The organism is Streptomyces sp. V1I1 (assembly GCF_030817355.1).
In the GTDB taxonomy this organism is placed as follows: Bacteria; Actinomycetota; Actinomycetes; order Streptomycetales; family Streptomycetaceae; genus Streptomyces.
This window is the reverse complement of record NZ_JAUSZH010000001.1, coordinates 7,761,996-7,787,376: the sequence shown is the minus strand read 5'-3', so window position 1 is coordinate 7,787,376 and position 25,381 is coordinate 7,761,996. Positions and strand designations below refer to the sequence as shown.

General features: G+C 70.4%; 24 protein-coding genes. 14 read left to right on the top strand and 10 right to left on the bottom strand.

Annotated features, from left to right (window positions below):
* The first annotated feature begins 101 nt into the window (after window positions 1-101).
* The 7 genes from QFZ67_RS36425 (at window position 102) to QFZ67_RS36395 (ending at window position 6,597) form a co-directional block, all read left to right on the top strand.
* A complete protein-coding gene (locus tag QFZ67_RS36425; RefSeq protein ID WP_307665309.1) occupies window positions 102-842 on the top strand; it encodes a carbonic anhydrase in 741 nt (246 codons plus the stop codon).
* A 135-nt stretch (window positions 843-977) separates the two neighbouring features.
* Window positions 978-2,597, top strand: coding sequence for a serine/threonine-protein kinase (locus QFZ67_RS36420; protein ID WP_307665308.1), 1,620 nt, complete (start codon window positions 978-980; stop codon window positions 2,595-2,597).
* The gene (locus tag QFZ67_RS36415; protein WP_307665307.1) at window positions 2,594-3,298 is read left to right on the top strand and encodes a hypothetical protein; all 705 of its coding nucleotides are present in this window, start codon (window positions 2,594-2,596) and stop codon (window positions 3,296-3,298) included. Before QFZ67_RS36420 ends, QFZ67_RS36415 begins: the two co-directional genes overlap by 4 nt.
* An 83-nt stretch (window positions 3,299-3,381) precedes the next feature.
* Window positions 3,382-3,960 carry a dihydrofolate reductase family protein gene (locus QFZ67_RS36410; RefSeq protein WP_307665306.1) on the top strand — a complete coding sequence of 193 codons (579 nt, stop codon included), beginning with the start codon at window positions 3,382-3,384 and terminating at the stop codon, window positions 3,958-3,960.
* A 315-nt stretch (window positions 3,961-4,275) separates the two neighbouring features.
* Entirely contained in the window at window positions 4,276-4,560 is a 285-nt protein-coding gene (locus tag QFZ67_RS36405) for a PKD domain-containing protein (protein WP_307665305.1), read from the top strand.
* A gap of 130 nt (window positions 4,561-4,690) precedes the next feature.
* Complete coding sequence (locus tag QFZ67_RS36400) at window positions 4,691-5,701, top strand: SPFH domain-containing protein (protein WP_307665304.1); 1,011 nt, start codon at window positions 4,691-4,693, stop codon at window positions 5,699-5,701.
* Window positions 5,698-6,597, top strand: a complete 900-nt coding sequence (locus QFZ67_RS36395) for a hypothetical protein (protein ID WP_307665303.1) — start codon at window positions 5,698-5,700, stop codon at window positions 6,595-6,597. Before QFZ67_RS36400 ends, QFZ67_RS36395 begins: the two co-directional genes overlap by 4 nt.
* Before the next feature lie 69 nt (window positions 6,598-6,666).
* Here the strand turns inward: QFZ67_RS36395 and QFZ67_RS36390 are convergent, their stop codons facing one another.
* Window positions 6,667-7,380 carry an SDR family oxidoreductase gene (locus QFZ67_RS36390; protein ID WP_373430258.1) on the bottom strand — a complete coding sequence of 238 codons (714 nt, stop codon included), beginning with the start codon at window positions 7,378-7,380 and terminating at the stop codon, window positions 6,667-6,669.
* A gap of 120 nt (window positions 7,381-7,500) precedes the next feature.
* On the opposite strand from QFZ67_RS36390, the gene QFZ67_RS36385 reads away from it, so the two are divergent.
* The gene (locus QFZ67_RS36385; RefSeq protein ID WP_307665301.1) at window positions 7,501-8,073 is read left to right on the top strand and encodes a TetR/AcrR family transcriptional regulator; all 573 of its coding nucleotides are present in this window, start codon (window positions 7,501-7,503) and stop codon (window positions 8,071-8,073) included.
* 10 nt (window positions 8,074-8,083) lie between these two features.
* Here the strand turns inward: QFZ67_RS36385 and QFZ67_RS36380 are convergent, their stop codons facing one another.
* The 5 genes from QFZ67_RS36380 to QFZ67_RS36360 all read right to left on the bottom strand — a co-directional run bounded on the left by QFZ67_RS36380 (window position 8,084) and on the right by QFZ67_RS36360 (window position 11,847).
* Window positions 8,084-8,590: a hemerythrin domain-containing protein gene (locus QFZ67_RS36380; protein ID WP_307665300.1), complete on the bottom strand. Its 507-nt coding sequence runs from the start codon at window positions 8,588-8,590 to the stop codon at window positions 8,084-8,086.
* A gap of 82 nt (window positions 8,591-8,672) precedes the next feature.
* Window positions 8,673-9,518 carry an amino acid ABC transporter ATP-binding protein gene (locus QFZ67_RS36375; RefSeq protein ID WP_307665298.1) on the bottom strand — a complete coding sequence of 282 codons (846 nt, stop codon included), beginning with the start codon at window positions 9,516-9,518 and terminating at the stop codon, window positions 8,673-8,675.
* Between the two features lie 7 nt (window positions 9,519-9,525).
* Entirely contained in the window at window positions 9,526-10,356 is an 831-nt protein-coding gene (locus tag QFZ67_RS36370; RefSeq protein ID WP_373430169.1) for an amino acid ABC transporter permease, read from the bottom strand.
* Window positions 10,323-11,090: an ABC transporter substrate-binding protein gene (locus QFZ67_RS36365; RefSeq protein ID WP_307666095.1), complete on the bottom strand. Its 768-nt coding sequence runs from the start codon at window positions 11,088-11,090 to the stop codon at window positions 10,323-10,325. Before QFZ67_RS36365 ends, QFZ67_RS36370 begins: the two co-directional genes overlap by 34 nt.
* 268 nt (window positions 11,091-11,358) lie before the next feature.
* Window positions 11,359-11,847, bottom strand: a complete 489-nt coding sequence (locus QFZ67_RS36360; protein WP_307665295.1) for a GNAT family N-acetyltransferase — start codon at window positions 11,845-11,847, stop codon at window positions 11,359-11,361.
* Window positions 11,848-12,043: 196 nt separating this feature from the next.
* Between QFZ67_RS36360 and QFZ67_RS36355 the strand changes: the two genes are divergently transcribed.
* Window positions 12,044-13,939: a Xaa-Pro dipeptidyl-peptidase gene (locus QFZ67_RS36355; RefSeq protein WP_307665294.1), complete on the top strand. Its 1,896-nt coding sequence runs from the start codon at window positions 12,044-12,046 to the stop codon at window positions 13,937-13,939.
* Window positions 13,940-13,963: 24 nt separating this feature from the next.
* On the opposite strand, the gene QFZ67_RS36350 is transcribed toward QFZ67_RS36355, so the two are convergent.
* Window positions 13,964-14,560: an HD domain-containing protein gene (locus QFZ67_RS36350; RefSeq protein ID WP_307665293.1), complete on the bottom strand. Its 597-nt coding sequence runs from the start codon at window positions 14,558-14,560 to the stop codon at window positions 13,964-13,966.
* 96 nt (window positions 14,561-14,656) lie between these two features.
* On the opposite strand from QFZ67_RS36350, the gene QFZ67_RS36345 reads away from it, so the two are divergent.
* Window positions 14,657-16,720, top strand: a complete 2,064-nt coding sequence (locus tag QFZ67_RS36345) for a penicillin acylase family protein (protein WP_307665292.1) — start codon at window positions 14,657-14,659, stop codon at window positions 16,718-16,720.
* Window positions 16,710-17,294, top strand: a complete 585-nt coding sequence (locus QFZ67_RS36340) for a GNAT family N-acetyltransferase (RefSeq protein ID WP_307665291.1) — start codon at window positions 16,710-16,712, stop codon at window positions 17,292-17,294. The genes QFZ67_RS36345 and QFZ67_RS36340 overlap by 11 nt, the downstream gene beginning before the upstream one ends.
* 40 nt (window positions 17,295-17,334) lie before the next feature.
* On the opposite strand, the gene ligA is transcribed toward QFZ67_RS36340, so the two are convergent.
* Entirely contained in the window at window positions 17,335-19,437 is a 2,103-nt protein-coding gene (ligA, locus tag QFZ67_RS36335; RefSeq protein ID WP_307665290.1) for an NAD-dependent DNA ligase LigA, read from the bottom strand.
* An 86-nt stretch (window positions 19,438-19,523) separates the two neighbouring features.
* Window positions 19,524-19,895 (bottom strand): DUF4440 domain-containing protein, encoded by a 372-nt coding sequence (locus QFZ67_RS36330; RefSeq protein ID WP_307665289.1) that lies wholly within the window; start codon window positions 19,893-19,895, stop codon window positions 19,524-19,526.
* A 190-nt stretch (window positions 19,896-20,085) separates the two neighbouring features.
* Between QFZ67_RS36330 and QFZ67_RS36325 the strand changes: the two genes are divergently transcribed.
* Window positions 20,086-20,646, top strand: a complete 561-nt coding sequence (locus QFZ67_RS36325; RefSeq protein ID WP_307665288.1) for a DM13 domain-containing protein — start codon at window positions 20,086-20,088, stop codon at window positions 20,644-20,646.
* Between the two features lie 356 nt (window positions 20,647-21,002).
* On the top strand, window positions 21,003-22,439 hold the full coding sequence (locus QFZ67_RS36320) for a PP2C family protein-serine/threonine phosphatase (RefSeq protein ID WP_307666094.1): 1,437 nt from the start codon (window positions 21,003-21,005) through the stop codon (window positions 22,437-22,439).
* A 58-nt stretch (window positions 22,440-22,497) separates the two neighbouring features.
* On the opposite strand, the gene QFZ67_RS36315 is transcribed toward QFZ67_RS36320, so the two are convergent.
* Window positions 22,498-23,991: a hypothetical protein gene (locus QFZ67_RS36315; RefSeq protein ID WP_307665287.1), complete on the bottom strand. Its 1,494-nt coding sequence runs from the start codon at window positions 23,989-23,991 to the stop codon at window positions 22,498-22,500.
* A 233-nt stretch (window positions 23,992-24,224) separates the two neighbouring features.
* On the opposite strand from QFZ67_RS36315, the gene QFZ67_RS36310 reads away from it, so the two are divergent.
* Window positions 24,225-25,346: an aminoglycoside phosphotransferase family protein gene (locus tag QFZ67_RS36310; RefSeq protein WP_307665286.1), complete on the top strand. Its 1,122-nt coding sequence runs from the start codon at window positions 24,225-24,227 to the stop codon at window positions 25,344-25,346.
* Window positions 25,347-25,381: the final 35 nt, after the last annotated feature.

The window sequence follows — 25,381 nt, the reverse complement described above, 5'->3', positions numbered from 1 at the left end:
GTTCATATCTGAGACCGGCCCCCGCCATGATCGGTTCATAAATGCGCCAACAGATCACAAACACGAATCGCGAGCCCTCCGACGGTGGTTGGGTTCACCGCATGATTCTGAACCGACACCAGCCCGTTCCTGCCGGTACGGGACGCCGCGCTCTGCTCCGTGCCGCCCTCGCGGGAACCGCCACTGTCGGAGCGGGCCTCACACTCGGCACCAGACCCGCCACGGCGGGACCCCGAATACCGGCCGCGCGCGCACAGCAACTCACCCCGGACGAGGCGCTGCGCGCGTTGTCCGCCGGCAACGGGCGGTGGCGCAGATTCCACCAGCAGCACCCTCACGAGTCCCCGTCCGTGCGCCAGACGCTCGTGTCGGGTCAGCACCCCTTCGCGGTCATCCTGGGGTGCATCGACTCGCGCGTACCGCCGGAGCTGGTCTTCGACCAGGGACTCGGCGACCTGCTGACGGTGCGGTCCGCCGGCGAGGTCCTGGACGAAGCCGTTCTGGGCTCCATCGCCTATGGCGTACTGGAACTGGACATCCCGTTGATCCTGGTCCTCGGGCACCAGTCGTGCGGCGCGGTGTCCGCGGCCGTCCACGCGGACGAGACCGGAGAACAGCTTCCCGCACACATCCAGTACCTGGCCGAGCAGATACGCCCGGCCATAGACCACAGCCAGCACGGCGACGCCCGCGTCGACTCCACCGTCACGCGCAACGTCGGCCTGGTCCGCTCACGCCTCGCCGCCGAGCCCGACCTCGCCGACAAGGTGGCGGCAGGGGACCTGGCCATCGTCGGAGCCCGCTACGAGCTGCGTTCACAACTCGTCCACGCGGTCCGCTGACCGTCGCCCCACGCCAGTGCCGCTCCCTCCGCCTCCCCCTCCGCCCTCGCCCTCTCGGGAACCAGTCGTGACGGAAGTGTGTCTGTCATGGGGAGAGCCGGTGGGCTATTCTGCCGCGGTGCCTAGGGGGGCGAGATGAACGCATGGTCGGTGCCCGGGTACACGGAGTCCCGGGAGTTGGGTTCCGGTGGCAGCGGACGGGTCGTGCTGGCAGTCCATGACGCCACCGGCGTGCCCGTGGCCGTCAAATACCTCAGCGAGAGGCTGCGGACGGACTCCGCCTTCGTCCAGGAGTTCCGGGCAGAGGCGCGTCTGCTCGGTGGCCTGGATTCGCCGTATGTGGTGGGGCTGTACGAATACGTAGAGGCGCCGCAGGGCGCCGCCATCGTGATGGAGCTGGTCGACGGCATCGCCCTGCGCGCTCTGTTGCTGCGGGAAGGCGCCACCGGCCCCGAGGCAGCCCTGGTGGTGCTCAAGGGCTCGCTGCTGGGGCTGGCCGCAGCCCACCGCATGGGTGTCGTCCACCGCGACTACAAGCCGGAGAACGTCCTGGTCGCGGCGGACGGCTCCTCCAAGCTCGTCGACTTCGGCATCGCCGCAGGCCGCGGCAGCACGCCGGGCGTGGCCGGCACTCCCGCGTACATGGCCCCGGAACAGTGGAACGGGGAGCCCGCCTCCCCTGCGGCCGACGTCTATGCCGCGACCGCGACGTTCTACGAATGCCTCACCGGCCACAAACCGTTCTCCGGCGAGAACTTCGCCGAGCTGGCGCTGCAGCACATCGGCACACCGGTTCCCGAGGAGGAGACCCCGGAGCCCGTGCGCCCTCTGATCAGGCGCGGGATGGCGAAGGAGCCGCAGGAGCGGCCCGAGAACGCGGCGGCGTTTGTAGCGGAGCTGGAAGAGATCGCCGGGGCCGCCTACGGCCCGGACTGGGAGGAGCGGGGCCAGCGCAGACTCGCCGCGCTCGCCGCCCTCCTGCCGTTGCTCTTTCCCTCGGCCTCGGGCCAGGCCGCGGGAACCACCGAGCTGGCGACGACGGCAGTGGGCGGCGGCTGGGGCGGCAGCTGGAAACCGGGCCTGCGGGGAGTGCTGACGGGCGTCGCCGCGCTGGTGGTGGCGGTGATGGTCGCCATTGCCGCGGGAGCGAGGGGGGACGATCCCCGGCAGACGACTGCCCAGTCCCTCGCCACCACCAGCGCGGTACCGGGCAGTGCCACCACCTTGCCCGCCGACGGGCCCACTTCCGCAAGCCCGTCGCCGACCGGCAGTGCCTCCCCCGACAGCTCCCCCTCTCCTTCTTCCGCTTCTCCCTCCGCCAGCGCGACCACCGGGCCGCCGTCACCCCCTCCGTCGTCGACCGCGGCTTCCCCGACGCCGACGTCCGCGCCGCCCACCGAAACCAGCCCGTCCGCTCCCACCACTCCTCCCGTGCGCGTGAAGTCGGTATCCGTGTCGAGCCTTCGGAAGACGAGTACGAGCGTTGCCTCCGCGTCCATCGACGTCGCGACGGACGGGACCGGCCCGGTGACCATCGTCATCGCCTGGTTCACCAGCGACGCCAAGGGCGAACTGGGCGCGCAGGACGGCTCGCAGGCCTTCGAGCGCAGCGGCGCCACGCAGTACACCATCACCCTGGATCACACCTTCCAGGGAAAGGGCTGCTACTGGGGTGTACGGGCCACGACGAACCCGGCCGCCGCGAACAGCAGTTCCTCGCAGCAGATCCAGGCCCGGCGGTGCCCCATCCAATGAAAGATCCACGGATTCCGTACGACGGCCCCGCTCGCGACGAGGCCGAGAGCGACGGGTACAGCGCGACCGCGCTGGGCAGTCACTGGTTCGAACGGCCCGCCCCGGAGCCCGTGACGGAGGTCGCCACTCTGGTCCAGGGCAGGCAGCCGTCGAGCGTCGCCCCCGACCGCGTGGAGGGCGAGGTCCTCCGCTTCGGCCCCGGAGTGACCGCGGCCGTCCACCGGCACCACCTCAACAACACCACCGCCGAGCTCTGGCACGGCACACTGCCCGGCCGGCCTGCCGGGCCGCAGCCAACCGATCGCCGCCGCTCAGGGCTGCGCCGGTACGCACTGGCCGGGACCGTGCTGCTGGCCGTGCTGGCCTTCCTCGCCTGGCAGCGTTACGGGCCCGCCCTGGCCGTGGGCGACGTGACGGTCCGCACCGCGGCGGAGGGACCCGGGTGTGACGGCACGGCGGACGTCGTGGGCGTCGTGAAGACCAACGGACGGTCCGGCACCCTCACGTATCGCTGGGTACGCAGCGACGGCACCGCCTCGGAGCTGCTGCGGGAGAAGATGACGCGCGGCCAGAAGCAGGCACGGCTGCATCTGCTGTGGACGTTCCACGGCCGGGGCGAGTACCGCGCCGCCGCGGAACTGAGGATCATCTCGCCGACCCGGCACACCGCCTCCACGCACTTCATGTACCGCTGCGCCTGATTCTTGGCGGCACGAGACCGATGAGTCCGGTCGGCCGAAACGGTCCTCACTGACAGACCAGTGCCGACTGTGGAGGCCCCGACATGAGAGACCTGATCGTCACCGAGAACATCACGCTCGACGGCGTCATCGACGCGACGGAGGGCTGGTTCAGTCCGGCCGGCGACGATGCGGAAGCCGATCAGTCCGACCTCGAGGCGGTACTGGGTGCGCATATGGCGGCAGCCGACGCCTTCCTCGTCGGCCGGGTGACATTCGAGGAGATGCACGGCTACTGGCCGAAACAGACCGACGACACGACGGGCGTCACCGACTATCTCAATGCCGTGTCGAAGTACGTCGTCTCCAGCACGCTGCGCGACCCCGACTGGCAGCACACGACCGTGCTGCGAGGACCACTCCACGATGAGGTTCAGGCCCTCAAATCCACGCCGGGCAAGGACATCGTCACGACGGGCAGCATCAGCCTCGTGCAGGCTGTCATCGCGGCCGGGCTCGTCGACGAGTACCGGCTGTTCGTCCACCCGGTCGTCCTCGGGCACGGCCGGCGGCTGTTCGCGGACGCCACCGAGGTCCATAGGCTGCGACTGGTGGAGACCCGGCCGTTCAACTCGGGCATCGTGCTGCTGCGCTACCGGACGGCGCTCGATAACTGTGGGTAAGTGATCAGTCTCACTCCGCCCAGCCACTGGCGAACGACGCCTATCGCAAGGCGGCTGCCGCGGCCAACGAAGCCTCCACGGACGGCCCGTACGCGGTCGCTGCCGATGGCCTGTTCAGCGTGGACAGCGCCGTCCTCGCCCCTCCACCGTCTGGAACACCCCGGTCGCCGACCCGGCGCTCGCGCTGCGCACACGGGCCTGCCCGGAGCTGAGCCCGACTCCGGCGCAGTGCCTGACGGCGGCCGTCGCCCATCCGGACATCGACGGCGCCCGGCAGTACGCCGACTCGTTCCTCCTCAACCCCAGCGTCCGCGAGTGGTTCAAGCTGCCGCCCGCGGGCCCCGGGCGCTGCTGGGCGTCCCGAAGGACGCGCCTGTCGGCAGTGCGGTGCGGCTGACCGTGACAGTGGACGGGAGGCAGCCCGCCGCCGGCTACCGCTACCGCTGGCACTTCGGTGACGGCACACAGCAGGAGACGAGCGAGTCGAGCGTCACTCACGCCTACGGCCGGGAAGGTCCGTATCTGCCACGGCTGGTGGTGACCGCCGAGGACGGCCGGCCGGTGCTGACCGAGGCCGCGCACACCGTCACCGTGAGCTGACGGCTTCCGCCCGAGGGGCGGCTCGCACCTTCGGGCCGCACTCTCGGCCCGGCAGACCCGGCGCCTTTCGTCGTATTGACGATAAGCCTCTCCTTCTATATCGTCGATACGACGAAAAGGGGAGGCTGTCATGGCCGACATCATCAGGCGCTTCGGATGGCGTCATCTTCGCTCCACGCCCACCGCCCATGTCCGCCACCACAAGCGCGGACAGCTCGTCCACGACGGCCCCGGACTGAGCTTCTGGTTCCGCGCCCTGACCGCCGCGCTGTGCGAAGTGCCGGTCGACGACCGGGAACTGGCCATGGCTTTCCACGCCCGTACGTCCGACTTCCAGGACGTCACCGTGCAGGCGACGGTCACGTACCGGATCAGCGATCCGGCCACCGCCGCCGCCCGCCTCGACTTCTCCATCGACCCTGACACCGGCGTCTGGCGCGGCGCCCCGCTGGAGCAGATCTCAACCCTCCTCACCGAAACCGCCCAGCAGCACGCTCTCGACGTGCTGGCCCGCACGCCGCTGGCGGCAGCACTGGTGGACGGCGTCGCATCGGTACGGGACCGGATCGGCCAGGGGCTGGCCGCCGAGCCCCGGCTGGACGCCACCGGAATCGCCGTCGTCGCCGTACGCGTCGTCGCCCTGCGGCCCGAGCCCGAGGTCGAGCGGGCGCTGCGCACCCCGGCACGGGAGCAGATACAGCAGGAGGCGGACCGGGCGACGTACGAGCGGCGCGCCGTGGCCGTGGAGCGCGAGCGCGCCATCGCCGAGAACGAACTCGCCAGCAAGATCGAACTGGCCCGCCGGGAGGAGCAGTTGGTCGACCAGCGCGGCACCAACGCGCGCCGCGAGGCCGAGGAGAGCGCCGCGGCCGACGGCGTACGGGCGGAGGCGGAGGCCGCGCGTACGGTCCGGCTGGCCAGGGCCGAGGCCGAAGCGGCACGCGAGGTCGGCGAGGCACGGGCCCAGGCCCAGGCCGCCTGGCTGCGGGTGCACGCCGACGTGGACGCCGCCACCCTGCACGCCCTGACCGGCACACTGCTGGCCGAGAACCTGCCCCGCATCGACAGCCTCACCGTCTCCCCCGACGTCCTCACCGGCCTGCTGGCCAAGCTCGGCCGCCCCCACGGGGAGCAGGCGTGAGCCTCGCGCCGCGCGCGGTGCTTGTGCATCGCACCACCGAGTACGAGGAGTTGCTCGCCCGGCACGGCACGCACGGCCAGGCGGGCTTCTTCCTCTCCTCGCGCGGCCGCGGCATCGAGGAGGTTGCCGAGCGCCACCACCGTGCGCGGCGGGTGCTCGCGCAGGTGGCGGCGGCGGTTCCGCTGCAGTGGCGCCAAGCCCGGGTGGAACGAGCGGACCTCGACCGTTTCCTGTTCGCCCCCGAGGACGTGGTGGTCGTGGTGGGTCAGGACGGGCTGGTCGCCAACGCGGCCAAGTACCTGTCCGGCCAGCCGGTGATCGGGATCGACACCGACCCCGGCCGCAATCCGGGCGTCCTGGTGCGCCACCACATGGCCGACGCGGCCATGTTGCTCCCCGCGGCAGCCTCCCGCCGGGGCACGACGGAAGAACTCACGATGGTGGAGGCCGTCGCAGACGACACCCAGCGCCTCCTGGCCCTCAACGAGATCTACCTCGGCGCGCCGGGGCACCAGACCGCCCGCTACCGCATCGGACACGACGACGAGGCAGCGCCGCCCGAGGCGCAGGCCTCATCCGGCGTCCTGGTCGGCACCGGGACCGGTTCCACCGGCTGGCTGCGCTCCCTGTGGCAGGAGCGCGGCAGTACGCTGACGCTCCCGGGCCCCGCCGATCCGCGGCTCGTCTGGTTCGTACGCGAGGCCTGGCCCTCCCCCGCCACCGGCACCTCACTGGTCGAGGGCACCTTGCAACGCACCGATCAGCTGCGGCTCGTCGTCGAGTCCGACCGGCTGGTCGCCTTCGGCGACGGGATCGAGAGCGACGCACTGGAACTCACCTGGGGCCAGACGGTCCGGCTGGGCATCGCGGACACCACGCTGCGCCTCCTGCTCTGACAGCGCAGGCGACGCAGCGCAGCGAGGGATCCCGCGGCTCCCGCCGGGAAACAGGAGCCGCGGGACGTCTTAGCCGCGGGCCTGCGCCAGCTGCGGGTAGAGCGCGGCAGGGCCGGCCGCGAGCCCGGCCCTGACCTGCCCGCTGATCTCGTCGGCGAGGACTTCGTACTCGCCCGCCTCGATGCCGTCGAGCGCCAGGTGGGCGACCTTGGCCGGATCGCTCTTGGGGGCGTCGACCTTCGCGGCCATGTCCGTGTCCATGTATCCCACGTGCAAGGACGTCACCAGGGTCTGCTGCTCGGCCAGCTGCACCCGCAGCGAGTTGGTGACGGACCACTCGGCCGACTTGGCCGCGCAGTAGGCGGCGCTGGTGGGGAACGCGATCCAGGACAGGGCTGAAAGGACATTGAGGAGCGCGCCGCCGCCGTTGCGGGCGAGAGCGGGAGCAAAGGCCCTGCTCATCGCGAGCGTGCCGAAGACGTGGGTGTCCATCTCCCGCCGGAAGGCGTCCAGCTCACCGTCGAGCACACCGGACCCGGTGGAGATGCCCGCGTTGTTGATCAGGAGCGTGACGTCCTGGGCCTGCTCGGCCGCGGCGCGGACCGAGTCGGGGTCCGTGATGTCGAGTGCGAGCGGCACGGCTCCCGGTGTCCTGACCGAGTCCGGATTGCGTGCTGCCGCGTAGACCTTGGCCGCCCCGCGCTCCAGGAGCGCCTTGACGATCTGCTCCCCGAGCCCGCGATTGCCGCCCGTCACCAGAGCCACTGCGCCTTCGATCTGCATGGTCATGTCTCCTCACCCCGCTCGCGCGAGTGGTCTTCCCCGACCATCGGAAACCGATCGGTTTCCTCGATGGTAAACCGATCGTTTTCCAATGCCAAGCCCCGGCGGTAACCTCGACGTATGACCACGACAGCGACGACGTCCACCCGGGAGCGACTGCTCGACGCCGCGGCCGAGCTCTTCTACCGCGAAGGTGTCGGCATCGGCGTCGAGGCGCTGTGCCGGGAGGCCGGGGTCTCGAAGCGCTCGATGTACCAGCTGTTCGACAGCAAGGACGCGGTCCTCGCCGCCTCTCTGCAGCGGCGCGCTCCGCAGTACCAGACGCTGCTCATCCCCCCGAAGGACGATCCGCGCCCGCCCCGCGCGCGGATCCTGCACGTCTTCGAACGGCTGGAGGAGGCCTCCACGACTCCCGGGTTCCGGGGCTGCCCGTTTCTCGCCGTGGAGGTCGAGCTCAAGAACCCCGAGCACCCGGCGAGCCGGGTCGCCCGCAAGGTCAAGCAGGCCCTCACCGACTTCTTCCGCACCGAGGCCGAACGCGGCGGCGCGGCCGATCCCGGGCTGCTGGCACGGCAGTTGACCCTGGTCTTCGACGGGGCGAGCGCCCGCGCCGGGGTCGGGGCGGAGACCCTCGACGGGCTCGCGGTCACCACCGCGGGCGCTCTCCTCGACGTCGCCGGACTGACCTCTTAGAGCCCTCGGCTCAGGTCGCCTCCCGGCCCAGCAGGGTCCCGGCGGTCCCGGCCCGGTCCGGCAGCGCGTTGAGGGCCGCGACGAGCCGCTTCTCCTCGTAGACGAAATGCGACTCCAGCAGGGCGGCCAGGCTGTCCAGCTCCGTCCGTACGCGCTGTGCGTCCACGGGCTCCGTGTCCGGACCGGGCCGGCCGAGCAGCTCTTCCAGCCCGCGCAGGATCCCGGCCACAACGTGATGGTCGCGCCCCAACTCCTCGAGCACCGGCCGCAGTTCGGGGTGAAGCTCGCCGAGAGCGGGGAAGGCCCCGTCGTCCTCGCCGGTGTGATGCCGGTTCACTGCCGAGCAGAAGGCCAGGCAGTGCGCCCGCAGTTCGCGCGGCCGCTCTGCCCGGCCGTCGAGCCAGGCTTCGGCGTCCTCGCGAAGCCTGGCGAGCCCCTCGCGGAGCGAAAGGTGGATGTCGATCAGCTGGTTGCCGAGGGCCGCGATGCGGCCGTCCGGCTTGATGGGTGTGTCCATGGCTGTCCCATGATGCGGCGCCTCCATGCCCACGGCGGTCTCTTTGCCGGGTGCACCGCGACGCTGACGTGGGATCGCATCATCATTCGGACGGACCGTCAACCGGCTTACGGACATCCGGCCCGGCGTCCTCGACCGGGGCATCGGCCGCGGCCGGGTCCAGGATGCGCATCAGGAAGTTCCTGGTCCGCTCGTGCTGCGGATCACCCACGACCTGCGCTGCCGGGCCCTGCTCGACGATGACGCCACCATCCATGAACACGACGCGGTCGGCGACCTCCCGGGCGAAGCTCATCTCGTGGGTGACGACCATCATCGTCATGCCCTCGGCGGCCAGCTGCCGCATCACGGAAAGCACCTCGCCCACCAGCTCGGGGTCGAGCGCGGAGGTCGGCTCGTCGAAGAGCATCACCTCGGGGCCCATCACCAGCGCCCGCGCGATCGCCACCCGCTGCTGCTGCCCGCCGGACAACTGCGCCGGATAGGCGTCCGCCTTGTCGGCGAGGCCGACGCGTTCCAGGTTCTCCCGGGCGACGACCGCGGCGCTCGCCTTGTTCCGGCCCAGAACCCGGCGCTGGGGCAGCGTGAGGTTCTCGGTCACGTTCAGGTGCGGGAACAGGTTGAACTGCTGGAAGACCATGCCGATACGGCGGCGTACCGCATCGATGTCCACGTCGAGGTCGGTGACTTCCGTACCGCCGACGAAGACCAGGCCCGATGTCGGCTCCTCCAGCAGGTTCACGCAGCGGAGCAGTGTCGACTTGCCCGAACCCGAAGGGCCGATGACGCACACCACCTCGCCTCGGGCAATGTCCAGGTCGATGCCGCGCAGCACCTCGTTGTCCCCGAACGACTTGTGCAGCCCCCGGATCTCGATCTCCGGGCCGTCCGTGCCCATGCTGTCCACCGTCTCCGTCTTCTGTGACATCTCGTCCTCACCTGGCCTTGTCGGCGCGGGCCTCGAGGCGGCGCACCACGAAGCTCAGCGGCACGGTCACGAGGAGGTAGCAGAGCCCGGCGACCAGGATCGGGGTGGAGTTGGCGGTCTGACTGGCCAGGTCCCTGCCGAACTTGGTCAGCTCCCGCTCCTCGAGGGTGACGCCGAGGAACAGCACCAGCGATGAGTCCTTGAAGAGCAGGACGAGCTCGTTGGTGAGCGGCGGGATCACGATGCGGAACGCCTGCGGGATGATCACCGACACCATGGCCCGGGCGTGCGAGAAGCCCAGTGAACGGGCCGCCTCCATCTGCCCCTTGGGCACCGCCTGGATGCCCGCCCTGATCGTCTCCGCCATATAGGCGGCGGCGACCAGACCGAGACCGAGGGCGACCTTGCCGTACGTACCGCCGGGAATCTGCGTGCCGGGGAACGCCAGCGGCACCGCCACACCCACGAAGATGAAGATCAGCAGGGCGGGCAGGCCACGGAAGAACTCGATGTAGACGCTCGCGACCCATCGGTAGGGGGCGACGGACGACAGCCGCATCAGCGCGATGATCAGGCCGAGCACCAGGCCGAAGAGGAACCCGGAGAGCGTGTAGATCACCGTGTTGCGCAGGGCGGTGGTGATGATCGCCGGGAAGAGCTCCTTGGCGAGGTCCTTCTGCGCGAACTGGTTCTGCAGCCGACCCCAGTCGGCCAGGAAGCCGATCACGATCAGCGCCGCGACGAATACCGCGTACTGGATGCCCTGCGAGACGCGGCGCCGCTGGCGCTTGGTCAGCCGAGAGGTCACGACTTGCCCTGGGGCAGCGGGCCGATCCACTGCTCGTACAGCTTCTTGTACGTGCCGTCCGCGCGCGCGTCGTTGATCACCTTGTTGATCGCGGCGAGGAGCTTCTTGTTGTCCTTCTTCACAGAGAAGCCGTACTGCTCACCGGTCTCGATGTTCTGCCCGAGCGTGAACTCGGCGGCGTTCGCCTTGTCCTTGAGCCAGCCCTGGACGACCGGGTAGTCGATGACGACGGCGTCGACCTGGCCCGTACGCAGCCCGTTGAGCACCGCGTCCGAGCTCTCGAACGCGACCGGGTCGAAGCCCTGCGACTTGGCGTAGCTCTCGCCGGTGGTCTCCGCCTGCGCGCCGAGCTTCTTCTTCTTGGCCTTGATGTCCGCCAGGGACGTCACGCCGCTCTTCTTCGTCGCCAGCAGCGCCTGTGTGGCGTCGAAGTACGGGACGGAGAAGTCCACGTTCTTCTTGCGCTCGTCCGTGATCGTCATGCCGGCGGCGGCGAGATCGCACTCGCCGGAGTTGAGGAAGGCGCCGGTCTTGAAGGTCTCGAACGGCGTGTCCAGGATCTTCTGCTCGACCTTGAGTTTCTTCGCCACCAGGTCGATCAGGGCCACGTCGAAGCCGACGACCTTGCCGTTCTGCTCGAACTGGAACGGCGGGTAGGGCAGGTGTGTGCAGGTGGTCAGCTTGCCCTTGTGGACCACGGGCACGCCGCCGGCCGCCTCACCGGGTCCGTCGTCGCCGGAGGAACAGCCCACGGCAAGGAACATCCCCGCCGCAACGGCACCGGCAGTGGCGCGGGCCCGGATGCTGGTGCGGTGACTGCGATGTCCGCTGGCCGTCCTGAACACGGTTGACCTCCATGATTGTGCGCTTCGGGCGGTCGGCTCGACGCGACCGTCCGTCGGAGATCGTAAGCCACTCGGGGTGCGGCGTGAGGGAGCTGTCCACGATGCGTGCACTGTCTGACCGGCGGCGGGTGCGGTACGGGCCCCGTGTTCTTGTCGCCGCACCGGCCGAAGCCGGCCCGCTCCCGCGCTACGGGATCGGGATGACCAGTTCGGGGCGGTCCCACATCACAGCGGGCGGATTCGCGCTCACCGTGCCGATCCGCTTCGCGCCCACGCTGCGGTAGAAGCCCTCGGCCGGCGGGTGGGAGACGATGCGCACGGCGGTGAGCCCGGCGTCGCTCGCCTCATCGATCATGTGTTCGAAAAGCTGGCGGCCGATGCCGCGGCCCTGGGCGGCGTCGGCGACGAACATCAGGTCCAGCTCAGGCGGGGAGAGGATCAGGGCGTAGAAGCCGAGCACCCTGTCGTTCTCGCCGACGGCCAGGAAGACGTGGTGGGTCTCGATGTAGTCGGGGCCCACCCGGTATCCGGCGATCACCGAGGCGTACTGGCCTTCGTAGGCGCGGGACTTGCGTACGAGTGCGGTGAGCCGCTTCGCGTCACGGGCGGTGGCTCGTCTGATCCGTACAGCCTCCCCCCGCGCGCCGCCGCCTGCGCCCGTCATATGCGAAGTCATGTGGAGAGTATTACCTGCCGGTCACCCCTCCACGAAAGGGCAGAAGGCAGCGGCCGGCCGTCCCTGCCGCGGGAGCGCCCCCCTTCTCACATGGGGCGTGCGTGGCGGGAGTTGCGGTCTGGCGCCGGGCGGCTCGCACGCGGTGGAATGTGCGCGCGCTCCCGCGTGATCGTCACTTCCCCGCTCTGGAGACACGATGGCGAGACCCACCGTTGTACGTACGGCACGGCGGCTGGGCGTCGCCGCCGTCGCAGCTTCCTTATTGGCGGCGCTGCCCGCCCCCGCCGCGCAGGCGGACGACCCGGCGCTGAAGATCGTCGGCAATGAGACCCAGCCCGCCTTCTCCCGCGCCGACGCGATCTCGCAGCAGGTGGACGTCGAGACGGAGACGGACAGCGATGGCGACGGGCGACTCGACACCGTACGCATGCGGATCCTGCGGCCGAAGGAGACCGACGCCGGGCTGAAGGTCGCCACGATCATCGAGGCCAGTCCGTACTGGGGCGGCGGCAACGATGTGCCGTTCCACGAGGTGGATCTGGACGAGGACGGCCTGCCGGCCGGCAGGCGGCTCTCCGGCGAGGAGCGGGTGCCCGGCCTCGTCGGTCCCTCCGTCCCCTTCCCCGGCTATACGGACAACTATTTTCTGCCGCGCGGCTATGCGGTGGCGCAGGTCGACAGCGTCGGCACGGGCGGCTCGACCGGGTGCCCCACCTCCGGCGGCCGCAACGAGACGCTCGGCGCGAAGGCGGCAGTGGACTGGCTGAACGGCCGGGCCAAGGGGTGGGACCTGGACGGCAGGCCGGTCGGCGCGGCCTGGTCGACAGGCAATGCCGCCATGATGGGGATCTCGTACAACGGGACGCTGCCGACTGCCGTGGCCACGACGGGAGTCGAGGGCCTGAAGGCGATCGTGCCGATCTCGGGAATTTCTTCCTGGTACGACTACTACCGGGCGAACGGCGGGGTCGTGGCCCCGGGCGGCTACCAGGGCGAGGACACCGACATCCTCGCCAAGTACGTCTACAGCCGCACCGACCGGGAGATCTGCAAGGGCGTACTGAACCGGCTGACGGCGGAACAGGACCGTACGACCGGCGACTGGAGCCGGTTCTGGGCGGAGCGCGACTACCTCAAGGACGTACGGAAGATCAGGGCCGGGGTCTTCGCCGTGCACGGCGGCAACGACTGGAATGTGAAGACCCAGCACTTCGGGCAGTTGTGGGACGCCCTGAAGAAGTACGACGTGCCGCGCAAGCTGTGGCTGCATCAGGCGGGTCACATCAATCCGATGCCGCTTCGGATGGAGGAGTGGCTCGGGCAGCTGCACCGGTGGTTCGACTACTGGCTGTACGACTTGGACAACGGCGCCCTCGACGCGCCTCCGGTCGATGTCGAGCAGGCGGACTTCACCTGGCGTCAGCAGTCCGACTGGCCGGCGCGCGGCACACGCGATCTGACGCTGCGGCTGAACGCGGACGGCCTCGCGCCGCTGCCCGGTCTGCCGGTGAAGCAGTCGCTGTCGGACGCCGGGCGCACGGTCAAGGCGGAAGCGCTGGTGACCGGCCCGGACGCGGCAAACCCGAACCGGCTCGCGTACACGACCGGCCCGCTGTCCCGGGATCTGCGGGTCAACGGCGTGCCGGACATGTCGGTGCGGGCTTCACTGGACGGGAGGTCGCCGTATGTGACGGCGCTGCTGGTCGACTACGGCACGGAGACGCGAGCGACGGCGGGCACGGTGGCGGACACCTCGAAGCTGATCTGCTACGGCGAGGGCATCCCGTCCGACACGGGCTGCACCTACCGGACGACGCACCGCACCGAGACCGCGGACTTCAAGATTGTCTCGCGCGGCTGGCTCGATGCCCGCAACCGCAACTCGATCGCGCGGCAGGAACGGGTCGTGGAAGGGCGTGAGTACCGGCTGGAGTGGGAGATGCAGCCGCAGGACTATGTGTTCAAGAAGGGACACCGGCTGGGTGTGGTGCTGATCTCGACGGACTACGACCACACGCTTCGCTATCCGGCGGGGACGCGGTTGACGGTGCGGAGCGGGGTCAGCAGCGTCACGTTGCCGGTCGCGCGGTAGCGAACTGGTCCTGCCCGGCGGGCCTCAGCCGTGCACCGGGTACGAGGCCTGGAAGTCCAGGCGCGCCTCGGCATCCTCGCCGATGCGCGCCAGGACTTCGTCGAACTCCATGAACTCCTCCCAGACCGGCCGCCCGCTCGCCTCCGCCAGCCGTTTCACCAGCAGATCCTCGAGGTCCGGGACGCGCTTGTTCTTCCAGATCTTGTCGGCGACGCTCACCAGCAGGCCCTCGATGCCAATGCCGGGGCCGGACCAGGAGGCGTGGGTGGCGGCGAACCGGGCCAGCTTCGCGCTGATGCCGTGGGCGAGCAGGAGTTCACGACCGGCCTCCTCGTGCTGCGAGCCGGGGCCGGTCAGTTCGGCGACGTACCGCGTCTTGCCCACGTCGTGGGTGGCCGCGCCGAAGAGCGCGGCCTCCCGGTCGAACGGCAGAGTCGGGTGCCGCAGCTCCACCCAGTCGACGAGCTGATGCGCGACATCGTGAACAGCGCGCAGATGGGCCGCGAGGCGTGGCGGAGCGTCCAGGGCGCGCAGAAGCGCGGCCACGCTCTTCGGCAGTGGGCGCAAGGGCGGCTCGTCGCTGTGGTGCAGAGCGCGCAGCAGCAGATCGGCATTCGTCACCGCGTCAGGGTACTGAGCCCTCCCCGGCCGGAATTGATTCCCGAACATCCGCCCCCTAAGTTAGGTCAGCCTAACCTAAGAGAGTCGGAGGGCAGTGTGAGCACAAAGATCTACCGGGACGCCTGGGGGATCCCGCATTTGCGGGCCGGCAGTCCGGACGAACTCGCCTACATCCAGGGGCGAAACGTCGCGGCGGACCGGGCCTGGCAGATCGAGGTCGAACGGCACCGGTCGCAGGGCACCACTGCCGCCTTTTTCGGCGCGGAGGCCGTCGGCTGGGACCGCTTCGCTCGCCAGGCGCGCCTTGACGACACCGCGCGGCGCTGCTTCCGCGGCCTCGACGCCGACACCGCCTCATGGGTCAGGAGGTACGTCGACGGGGTCAACGCAGGCCTCGCCGACGGGGCCCGTCGGGCGCCGGAGTTCGCGGCGGCCGGGCTCACCCCCGGCCGGTGGGAGCCGTGGACGCCGCTCGGGATCTGGCTCGCGGCGCACATCCTGTTCGCGGGGTTCCCCACCAAGCTGTGGCGCGAGGAAGTCGCCCACGTCCTCGGCGACGACGCGATCGAGCTGTTCGCCACCGACGGGAACCGCACCTCGGGGAGCAACGGCTGGCTCGTCACCGGCGAGCGCACGGTCGGTGGCGCGCCGCTCATCGCGGGCGACCCGCACCGGTTCATCGAAGACCCGGGCGTCTACCAGCAGATTCATCTGGCCTGCCCGGAGTTCGACGTGGTGGGACTGGCCGTGCCGGGCGTCCCCGGAATCGCGCATTTCGGGCACACCGGGACGGTGGCCTGGGCGATCACGAATGCCATGGCCGACTACCAGGACCTCTACCGGGAACGGCTCCGAAGACGAGGCACGGAGGTGGAGGCGCTCAGCCCGGAGGGCTGGCGGCCTGCCTCCGTGCATACCGAGACCATTGAGGTGGCGGGCGCCGACCCGGTCGAGATCGAGGTGATCGAGACCGCGCGCGGGCCGGTCGTCATCGGCGGCCCCGACGACGCGGTGGCGATCAGCCTCCGCGTTCCCCCGCGGGCGAGCGGGAACCTCGGCTTCGGCGCGCTGCCCGCGCTGCTGCGGGCGCGGACCGTCGCCGATGTGGACCGGGCTTTCGACGGGTGGGCCGAGCCCGTCAATGTCGTCCAGGCAGCGGACACCGAGGGCGGACTGCTGCACCGTGTCGCGGGCCGGGTTCCGCTGCGGCACAGGGAGAACCAGTTGCGTGTCGTGCCGGCCTGGGATGCGGCGTACGAGTGGCGCGGCCGGCACGAAACGCTGCCCCGCGAGCCGGTCGACGGTATCGCCGTGATGGCTAACCAGCGAGGGCTTGCCGCTCCCCTCGGCGTCGAGTTCGCACCCCCGCACCGGGCCGAACGCATACGGACCCTGCTGAACGCGTCGGGCGCCTGGTCCGCCGAGGACATGGCGGCCGTCCATATGGACACTCAACTGGCTTCCGCCAAGCCCCTGTTGGAGCTGCTCGGCGCACTCGACGGGCTGAGCGCGGACGCCGCAGGGCTCCAGCACCGGCTGGTGAGCTGGGACCGGCGGATGGACGCGGCGAGCACGGACGCGACCGCGTACGCCGAACTGCGGTCGGCGGTGGTGCGCCGGATCGCGGCTCATCCGGCGCTGGAGGCGCTTTCGGAACGGGTCGAGTCCGCGCCGTATCCGCAGCTGTTCCGGCCGTGGCTGGCCCTCGTCCCGCGGGTCGCCTTCGCATTGGAGGGGCTGCTCGAGTCCGGGGCGCTGCCCGGCGTGGACCGCGCGGAGGTGGTCCGGGCCGCCGTCGAGGACGTGGCCACCGCGGTCCGTACGCCGACGGCCTGGGGTGAGCGGCACCGGCTCGCGCCGTGGCAGGCGCTGCCGGGCACGACGGACGAGGTGTGGCCCGGGCTGTCCGGCGACCACGACTGCGTGCTGTCGACGTCGAGCGTGCCGGGCGTCACCGACCACAGCATGCGGGGCCCGGCGGCGCGCTATGTGTGGGACCTGGCGCGGCGCGAGGACAGCCTCTGGGTGGTCCCGTTCGGCGCGTCCGGGGTGCCCGGCGACACCCACCACCGTGACCAGCTGCCGCTGTGGCTGCGCGGCGAACTCGCCCCCGTCATCACCGACTGGAACCGACTCACCGAAGAGAGCCATGCCTTCTGAATCCCCCGCCCGCCCGCGCGAGGCCGTGTACGAGCAGACCATCGACGGCTTCGGGACGGTCAGCATCGTCCCGCTGGACCCCGCCGCGGACCTCGATCTGATCCACGGCTGGGTCACCGAGGAGCGCGCCCGGTTCTGGGGCATGCTCGACCACAGCCGCGAGCAGGTCCTGGAGATATACGAGTATCTGGACTCGCTGACCACCCACCACGCCTATCTGGTCCAGCGGGACGGGGAGCCGGCCGCGCTCTTCCAGACGTACGAACCGGCCGCCGATCCGGTCGGCGAGTGCTACGAGGTGCAGCCCGGCGACTTCGGTGTCCATCTGCTGATCGGCCCCGCGGACGGCGCCCCCGAGCGTGGCTTCACCGGCGGACTCCTCAGCGTCTTCATCGCCTACGCGCTGGCCGACCCGGAGCACCGGCGGATCATCGTCGAGCCGGACGCCCGCAACACGAAGGCCATCGAGCGCATGGTACGGGCCGGTTTCCAGCTCGGGCCCGAGATCGACAAGCCGGAGAAGCGGGCACGGCTGGCCTTCTTCAGCCGCGACACGGTCGAACGCCGCGGCTGAGGAAGCGCGCAGCGGAGCCCGACGCGTGCCGCCGGCCCGGTCAGCCGTTCTGGTCGAGGAGGTCGGCGACCAGCTCGGCGAACTCGTCCGGGGTGACGAGCCGGGTGCCCAGCTGCTCGGCCTTTTCCCGCTTGGATCCGGCGTTCTCACCCGCCACGAGGAGCGAGGTGCGCTTGGAGACGCTGGAGGAGGACTTGCCTCCGGCCCGCTCAACGAGTTCGTTCATCTGGTTGCGGGAGAGCTTCTCCAGCGCTCCGGTCATGGCGCCGGTGACGACGACGGTCATCCCGTCCAGCGGGCCCGCGTCCGCGGCGGGATCGTCGTTGCCGTCTCCTCCTTCGGCCGGCGGGGTCGCGCCGGGCTCGGTCATACTGACGCCCGCCGCGATGAGCCGGTCGATGAGCGGACCCAGTTCGGCGAGCTCGGCGACCACCAGTGCGGCCTTCTCCACGCCAATGCCGTCGACCTGCTGCAGGGCTTCGGCATCTGCGGCGCGTATGTGCTCCATCGTCGCGAAGTGGCGGGCTATACGACGCGACATGGAGCGGCCGGTGCCACGTACGCCGAGCGCGCAGAACACCCGGGACAGCGGCCGCCTCTTCGCCCCCTCGATGGCCGCCAGAAGGTTGTCGGTGCTGGTCTCCCCCATCCGCTCCAGCTCGAGGAGCCGGCTCCGGCTGAGCGTGAACAGGTCGGCGAGGTCGGTGACCAGGCCCGCCTCGACGAGCTGGACGACGCGGGTCACCCCGAGGCCCTCGATGTCGAGCTGGTCGCGCCCGGCGGCGTACGAGAGGGAGGCCACCAGTCGGCAGTCGCGTCCCCGCACACACCGCCAGCGCTGCTCGGAGGTGTCGATGTCGGAGCCGCACTGCGGGCACACCTCGGGGAAGACGATCGGCTGCTCGTCGCCGGTGCGCAGATGGGCCACCGGCGCCTCGATGCGGGGGATGATGTCGCCCGCCTTGTAGACCATCACCCGGTCGCCGATGCGCAGGTCGCGGCGGGTGATGTCGGCGGGGTTGTGCAGCGTTGCGTAGCTGACGGTCGATCCGTCGATCTCGACCGGTTCCAGGACGGCGCGGGGTGCGATGGCGCCGGTGCGCCCCACGTTCCACTCCACGCCGAGCAGGGTGGTGACCTTCTCCACGGCGGGCAGTTTGTACGCGATCGCCCAGCGCGGGGCCCGCGATCCGGACCCGGCCGCGGCCTGGTCGGCGGCGAGGTCCGCCTTGATGACGATGCCGTCGATGCCGAACGGCAGCTCCGGGCGCAGCGCCCCTATCTCCTCGACGCGCGCCTGGATATCGTCGACCTCCGTCAGGGTGCGGGGCGCGACGGCGGTGGTCTCGGCGGTGTGCACGCCCAGGCCCGCGACGTACGCCATGAGCCTGCTGTGCGGCCACTCCCCCAGCTGCTCGGCGAGCGCCTCGCCGGTGGCGGGCAGCGGCAGCGCGCCGTAGCCGAAGAAGGTCATCTCGACGGTGTACTCACGGTCCTTGGCGCGCAGCGTGCCCGCCGCTCCGTTGCGCGGATTGGCGAACGGAGCGCCGCCGTGCGCCGTGCGCACCGTGTTGGCCTGCTCGAACTGCTCGTTGGTCATGAGCACTTCGCCGCGCACCTCCAGAGTGACCGGCTGGGTGAGGCGGTTCGGCAGACCGGTGACTGTGCCGATTGCGTGCGAGACGTCCTCGCCCGCGCTCCCGTCCCCACGGGTGACCAGCCGGGCGAGCCGGCCGTGCTCATAGCGGGCGGCTATGGCGAGGCCGTCCAGCTTCGGCTCCACGCTCCACTGCTCGACGGGCCGGCCGATCCGGCGCTCCACCGAGGCGGCCCACGACTGCAGCTGCTCGGCGGAGAAGACGTTGTCGAGCGACAGCATCGGCACGGTGTGCGGCACGTCCCCGACGGCTGTCCCACCGGCGACCTTGCCGGTCGGCGAGGCGGCCGACATCTCGCCGGGATGCGCCTGTTCGTACGCGGCGATGCCGCGCACCAGGCGGTCGTACGCATCGTCGTCGAGGGTGCTCTCGCCCGTCGCGTAGTACGCGGCGGCGGCCTGCGTCGCGGTGTCGACCGCCTCGGCATACGCGGCGGAGTCGGCGAGGGCAGCGGCGGCGGCATGAGCGGCAGTCGAAGTCGTCATGGCTCTCATACTGCCGCCCACCACTGACAACGGCCCCGGCCCGAGCACTCGCCCACCAGGGTCGGCGGCCCGCGGCTCTCCGGGCGCTACTCCGTGCTGATCAGCGTCCCCTGGTGGAAGTACATCCGCCAGCCTTCCGCCGTTCTGCGCCACAGGGAGCTCCGCCGGGCCAGGCGACCGCTCTCGTCCGACACGTATGTCACCTGGACGAGGCCGGGAGCGAGCAGCTTCCCGGACAGCTCGCTGACGCCGGTGGCGTTCACCCGCTCAGTGGGCGAGGGAGCGATGGCGGACAGGATCGTCGTACGGTCGTAGCGCGCGCCCGATGCCCCGAACTCGAAGAACTCCGGGTCCAGCAGCTCGGAGACCAGGTGGGGCAAGGCGCGGACCGCGGGATCCAGGAGCCGCAGTTCCCCCTCGACGGCGGCATCGACCGACTGCTCCTCCTCGGCGTTCATGGCGGGAGCCTATGCCTCTCGGCGGCCTGCCGCCCGTCAGCCCAGTGCCCGCGGGACGAGGGTCCGCGCGACGTAAGACTTTCGTCATCAGGATCGGCGATGCCGAACGGCTCGCCCTGCCGTTGAATTGAGACCAGGTCGGACCCCGGGACACGCCCGGTCTACGGCCGGTGGACGTCAGGAGACGACGGTGGGGCGCGTACGGAAGTGGCTGGGCAGGCCGTGGGGTGTGGCGGCACTGGTCGTCGGGCTGGCGGTGGCCTGCGTGGGGCTGTACTGGTTCCAGCCGTGGAAGCTGTGGGTGGACGAGACCGTGCGGGACGCCCTCCCCGCAGCGACCGCGACCCCAGATGCCGCCGAGCCCGCGGCCGGGGCGAAAACGCCCATTCCGTCAGGGCCCCGGACGCTGGCTTCCGGCGAGCTGATCAGCCATGAGCACCGGACGAGCGGCTCGGTGAAGGTCCTGCAGCTGGCGGACGGGACGCGCACCCTCCGGCTGGAGGGCCTCGATACGAGCAACGGCCCCGATCTGCGCGTATGGATCACCGATGCCCCGGTGAAGGAGGGCACGGCGGGCTGGCGCGTCTTCGACGACGGAAAGTACGTCAGCCTGGGCAAGCTCAAGGGGAACAAGGGCGACCAGAACTACACGCTGCCCGCCGGTCTCGATCTGAATCGGTACACCAGCGTCAGCATCTGGTGCGACCGTTTCGACGTCTCCTTCGGCGCCGCGTCGCTCGCCCGCGCCTGACCCCCGCCCGCCCGCAACGATTGTCGCGGCGCGCAAACGCCCCGTCAGAACGGAAGGGGCCGGCCCGACGGCGTCCGCAGGTCCAGGTCGCGGGCGGGCTTCTGTCGCACGGGCTTGCGGATACGTATCTGAGGAGCCTTGGCCATCGCACTCACCTCTCAAGCCGCACTCGAAGAGTGTGCGCACCATTGCACAGCAGGCTCCAGCCTTGCTCGATGACGGCCTGTGGCATATACCAGCGGCACCACCGTATCGAGTGTTGCCAAATCCCTTACGGGCCGTCGCAGCCTGTGCAACAGTCATTACTGGTCCTTGGTAGAGACTTGGCCGTGGCCGCGCCTGTATCGGAGTACGACATGCCGTCCCATGTGTTCGCGGACAGTCCCACCCCGCAGCCGCCCGAGCGCGGCACCGTCGACGCACTGATCACCCGCACGCGTCGGCTGCGCGGCGACGTGGACGCCGTGCGCCGGGACGCGATGCCGGACGAGTACGACCCGCAGGGGCGATGGCAGCGAGCGCTCTGTGACCTGGCGGTCCATCATCTCGACGATCTCGGCGCGCACTTGGACCAGCTCAAGGAAGGTCTGCCGGAAGAGACCGCCGGCGTCTACGAGGACGAGCTCGCCGAGTACGAGGCGGACAGCGCCCAGAGCACGGGATCGCTGCTCAGCAGGGTCGGCAGCGCGGAGTGGAATCTCCTCACCGACGAGGTGAGCTGGTCCGACGAGCTCTACCAGATCCTCGGGCGCTCCGCGCAGAGCGGCCCCATGTCCCTGGACGAACTGCCCTCCATCGTGTTCGAGGAGGACCAGGCGCTGCTCACCGAGCTGGTCACGGACTGTCTGGTCGACGGACGTCCCATCGACGGCGAGTTCCGCATGGTGCGGGCCGACGGCCGGGTCCGTACGGTCCACATGATGGGCGAGCCGGTGCTCGACTCCGACGGATCCACCGCCTCCATGTGGGCGGTCCTGCGGGACGTCAGTGAACTGCGCCGCACCCAGCGAGCGGTACGTAAGACCCGTGACTCGCTGGAGCGCAGGCAGCACTTCGCAGAGACGGAGCGCCGGGTCGCGGTCGAGTTGCAGGAAGCCGTCCTTCCGCCGTGGCGGGGCTCCTTGCAGTTCCCGCTCGACGGACCCGCCGTGCTGGATGTCGCCGCGCACTATCTGCCGTCCACGAACAGCGCACTGATCGGCGGCGATTGGTACGACGCGCTCCAACTCCCCGACGGCGACTCGCTTTTGAGCGTCGGAGACCTCACCGGGCATGGAGTGACGGCGACATCGGCGATGGCGATGCTGCTGGGTGCGCTGCGCGGGATGGCCGTGGCCGGGATCAGCCCGGGACAGCTCATGGCGCATCTCAACGAGCTGCTGGAGACCTCGATGCAGCCCGCGCTCGGCAGTGCGGTGTGCTGCCGCTACAACCCGGCGAGCCGGACCCTGACCTGGGCGGGGGCGGGACACCCCGCCCCGCTGCTGTTCCGCAACGGGACGGGGCGTGCGCTGACGCAGCCCGACGGCGTGCTGCTCGGTGCGACGTCCGGCGCCGCCTATGAGCAAGCTGAGTTGCAGCTACTCCCCGGCGATCTGCTTGTCCTGCACACCGACGGGCTGACGCGAACGAGCGCCGCCGAGGTGGGCAACACGGACCGCCTGCTCGGGCTGGCGCCGCGATTCGCCGAGGCCCGCAGCGCGCAGGAGTGCGTGCGGACGGTCGTCGAGGAATGCGGTGAGGACGACCGCGAGGACGACGCCTGTGTGATGGTCGCGAGGATCCGTTCGTAGAGCCTCGTAAGCCTGGACCCTCGTAAGCCTGGGCCGTGCTGAATCCCGGGAACCCGGGCTAGATCTCGGTGCTCCTCGACCTCCTCGAGGGGCTGTTGGGCAGGGCCAGCTGGATTTCCTCGCGCAGATCCTGGATCTTTGCGTATTCCGCGTAGTGCCCGGTCAGCCGGTACATCTCGCGGAGCCTGTCCCACGTCCGGTGCGAGGAGGTCTCCCCCATCGAGACGAGTGCCAGCCTGGCGTAGCGGTCGGCCTGTTCGGGGTCGTCGGCGATGAAGCACGCCGATGCCAGTGAGATGTAATCGAAGATCTTCGAGCGTTGCCGGCCGCCCTCGCGCAGCTCCAGCGCCTGTTTGGCGTGGTTCTGCGCGGTGGCGGCTGCCCCCGGATCGTGTTCGGCGAGGGTGCGGTACGCCAGTGCCTCCATGCCGTGCAGATCCGCCTCGTCGAACATCTGCATCCAGCTCGGCGGGGGCACATCGCCCTTGTCGGAGACGAAGAGGTCCTCGGCCTCACCTAGGGTGCGGCGCATGGCCTGGCCGCGCCCCATGGATGCCTGGGCCCAGGCCTCGATGGTGTACAGCATCGCCTGGGTGCGCGGCAGGGTCCGTTCACCCGAGCCGGACTTGGCGAGCTTCATCAGGTCCAGGGCGTCGTCGGGACGGCCCAGGTGGACCATCTGCCGGGCGGCGCGGGAGAGCGCTTCGCCGGCGCGCGGGCGGTCGCCGCCCTCGCGTGCCGCGTGGGCGGCGATGACGAAGTACTTCTGGGCGGTGGGTTCGAGGCCGACGTCGTGGGACATCCAGCCGGCGAGTACGGCGAGGTTGGCGGCGACGCCCCAAAGGCGGCGCTGGAGATGGTCGGGGTGGCGGTAGGCGAGCATGCCGCCCACTTCGTTGAGCTGCCCCACAACGGCCTTGCGCTGGAGCCCGCCGCCGCGGGCGGCGTCCCAGGCGCGGAACACTTCGACGGAACGCTCCAGTGCCTCGATCTCCTGCGACCCGATGGGGGCGGCCTCATACCGGTCGAACCCAGCGGGGTCGGCGTGCAGGGGATTTTCGAAACGGGGGGCGTCGTGGGCGAGTGCGGGGTCGGTGTGCAGCCAGTCGTGCATGGCGCTGCTGAGTGCGGAGCCTGCGGCGAGCGCGGCGCCCGCGCCCACCAAGCCGCGTCGGTTGAGCATGAGGTCCATTCCCGTGAATTCGGTGAGGACCGCTGCCGTCCGTTCGGGCGCCCACGGAAGGCCGTCAGGATTGTCTGCTCCCTGGACGTCCCGCCGCTTCCCCGCTCGCCCGATCCGTACGAACCCGAGGTCCTCGATGGTCACGACACGACCGAGTCGCTCGGTGAACAGAGCTGCCAGCACTCGGGGCACGGGATCGCGCGGGGTCTCCCCCATGTCGATCCAACGCCGCACCCGCGAGGTGTCGGTCGCCAGCTGTGGGTGGCCCATGGCCGCCGCCTGCCGGTTCACGAGTCTCGCGAGTTCTCCCTTGGACCAGCCGGCAAGGCCGAACAGGTCGCAGAGGCGGGTGTTGGGTTCTCCGGTCACGTCAAGCCCCCAGGTTCTCGGCTGAGTTGACAGTAACCCCCTGTCAGATGCGTGGCGACTATTCGCCAGGGTTCGCCAGGGTGCGCCAGATGGTGTGCCACCCGCGGCCGGGTGTGACGTAGGAACGCGCCACCTCGGCCCGGCAGCCGGACGCATTCCCCAGGGTGTTGACCGGCTGCCGGGGCGGGGCCGCGTATGCAACTTGTCGGCACACGAAGGGATCTGTCGCCCCCATGTACACAGCATCGTCCTCCGTGTCCGCCCCGCGCCGGCCGCAGCGCTCCGCCGCCCCGGCCGGCGCCGGACCGTATCTCGACCCCACTCACGCCGGTCGGGCTCGGCGGCCGGCGGGGACGGTCGGCCAACCCCTCAGCGGGAGAATCGACTTGTCCGGCCCTCAGGGCGCGCAGCTGCGCATGGCCGTCGCTTCGGTGCACCGCATCTGTCCGGAGTTCAATCCGGTGCAGGTGCTGCGCCGCAGCGGACGCTCCGTACTGCTCGTCGGCACAACAGGACGTACGACAGCGGTCGCCAAGTGCTTACTGGACCACTCGCCCGCATGGGCCGAGCGGCTCCGCCACGAAATAGCTGCCTACCGCGCCTTCGTCCGGCACCGCCCACCAGTGCGGGTGCCACGGCTGATCGCCGCGGATCCCGAAAACTGCACGCTGGTGATCGAGCGGATGCCGGGCCGGGCGGCGGCCCTTGCACGGCACCCGGTCGAGGCTCCGCCCCGTGCCGATATCCGGGCCGCCCTCGGCGCGATCGCCCGGCTCAACTCCTGGCGACCGCCGGCCGGGATGTTCGACGCGCCACTGGACTATGCCTCGCGGATCTCCCGCTATCACGAGCTGGGTCTGTTCACCGACCGTGACCTCGGGGATCTGCAGAAGCTGCTGCACGGTCTGGCGCACGCGGGCGGCAGGCAGGGCATGGGGCAGTTCTGTCACGGCGATGCGCTGCTCTCCAACATCCTGTTGTCGCCGACCGGTCCTGTGCTGGTCGACTGGGAGCACGCGGGCTGGTATCTGCCGGGCTATGACCTGGCGACGCTGTGGGCGGTGCTGGGGGACGCGCCGGTGGCGCGCCGGCAGATCAGCCAGCTGGCGCAGCAGGCGGGAACGGCGGCGCGGGACGCGTTCCTGGTGAATCTGATGCTGGTGCTGACCCGGGAGATCCGTACCTACGAGACGGCTGTGCAGCGGACGATCCGGGAGGCGCCCCCTGCGGGCAGCAGCCAGGCTGCGTCCGGCGGTCTGTCGGCCGGTGAGGAACAGCGGCTGCTGCTGAGGCGGCTGCACGACGACTGCGCACTGGCCCGGCGGGCAGTGCGTGCGGCGGTCGGCACTCGCTGACCGCCCGCGACAGAGGGGGAAGCGCGCTGCGCGCC

Coding starts and splice junctions, on each gene's coding strand:
- QFZ67_RS36330 (WP_307665289.1), bottom strand. CDS start 19,895: ATGAACGCCGAGGAGGAGCAGTCGGTCGATGCCGCCGTCGAGGGGGAA.
- QFZ67_RS36400 (WP_307665304.1), top strand. CDS start 4,691: ATGGCCGACATCATCAGGCGCTTCGGATGGCGTCATCTTCGCTCCACG.
- QFZ67_RS36340 (WP_307665291.1), top strand. CDS start 16,710: ATGCCTTCTGAATCCCCCGCCCGCCCGCGCGAGGCCGTGTACGAGCAG.
- QFZ67_RS36375 (WP_307665298.1), bottom strand. CDS start 9,518: ATGTCACAGAAGACGGAGACGGTGGACAGCATGGGCACGGACGGCCCG.
- QFZ67_RS36425 (WP_307665309.1), top strand. CDS start 102: ATGATTCTGAACCGACACCAGCCCGTTCCTGCCGGTACGGGACGCCGC.
- QFZ67_RS36365 (WP_307666095.1), bottom strand. CDS start 11,090: ATGTTCCTTGCCGTGGGCTGTTCCTCCGGCGACGACGGACCCGGTGAG.
- QFZ67_RS36355 (WP_307665294.1), top strand. CDS start 12,044: ATGGCGAGACCCACCGTTGTACGTACGGCACGGCGGCTGGGCGTCGCC.
- QFZ67_RS36385 (WP_307665301.1), top strand. CDS start 7,501: ATGACCACGACAGCGACGACGTCCACCCGGGAGCGACTGCTCGACGCC.
- QFZ67_RS36380 (WP_307665300.1), bottom strand. CDS start 8,590: ATGGACACACCCATCAAGCCGGACGGCCGCATCGCGGCCCTCGGCAAC.
- QFZ67_RS36410 (WP_307665306.1), top strand. CDS start 3,382: ATGAGAGACCTGATCGTCACCGAGAACATCACGCTCGACGGCGTCATC.
- QFZ67_RS36360 (WP_307665295.1), bottom strand. CDS start 11,847: ATGACTTCGCATATGACGGGCGCAGGCGGCGGCGCGCGGGGGGAGGCT.
- ligA (WP_307665290.1), bottom strand. CDS start 19,437: ATGACGACTTCGACTGCCGCTCATGCCGCCGCCGCTGCCCTCGCCGAC.
- QFZ67_RS36415 (WP_307665307.1), top strand. CDS start 2,594: ATGAAAGATCCACGGATTCCGTACGACGGCCCCGCTCGCGACGAGGCC.
- QFZ67_RS36320 (WP_307666094.1), top strand. CDS start 21,003: ATGCCGTCCCATGTGTTCGCGGACAGTCCCACCCCGCAGCCGCCCGAG.
- QFZ67_RS36420 (WP_307665308.1), top strand. CDS start 978: ATGAACGCATGGTCGGTGCCCGGGTACACGGAGTCCCGGGAGTTGGGT.
- QFZ67_RS36390 (WP_373430258.1), bottom strand. CDS start 7,380: ATGCAGATCGAAGGCGCAGTGGCTCTGGTGACGGGCGGCAATCGCGGG.
- QFZ67_RS36310 (WP_307665286.1), top strand. CDS start 24,225: ATGTACACAGCATCGTCCTCCGTGTCCGCCCCGCGCCGGCCGCAGCGC.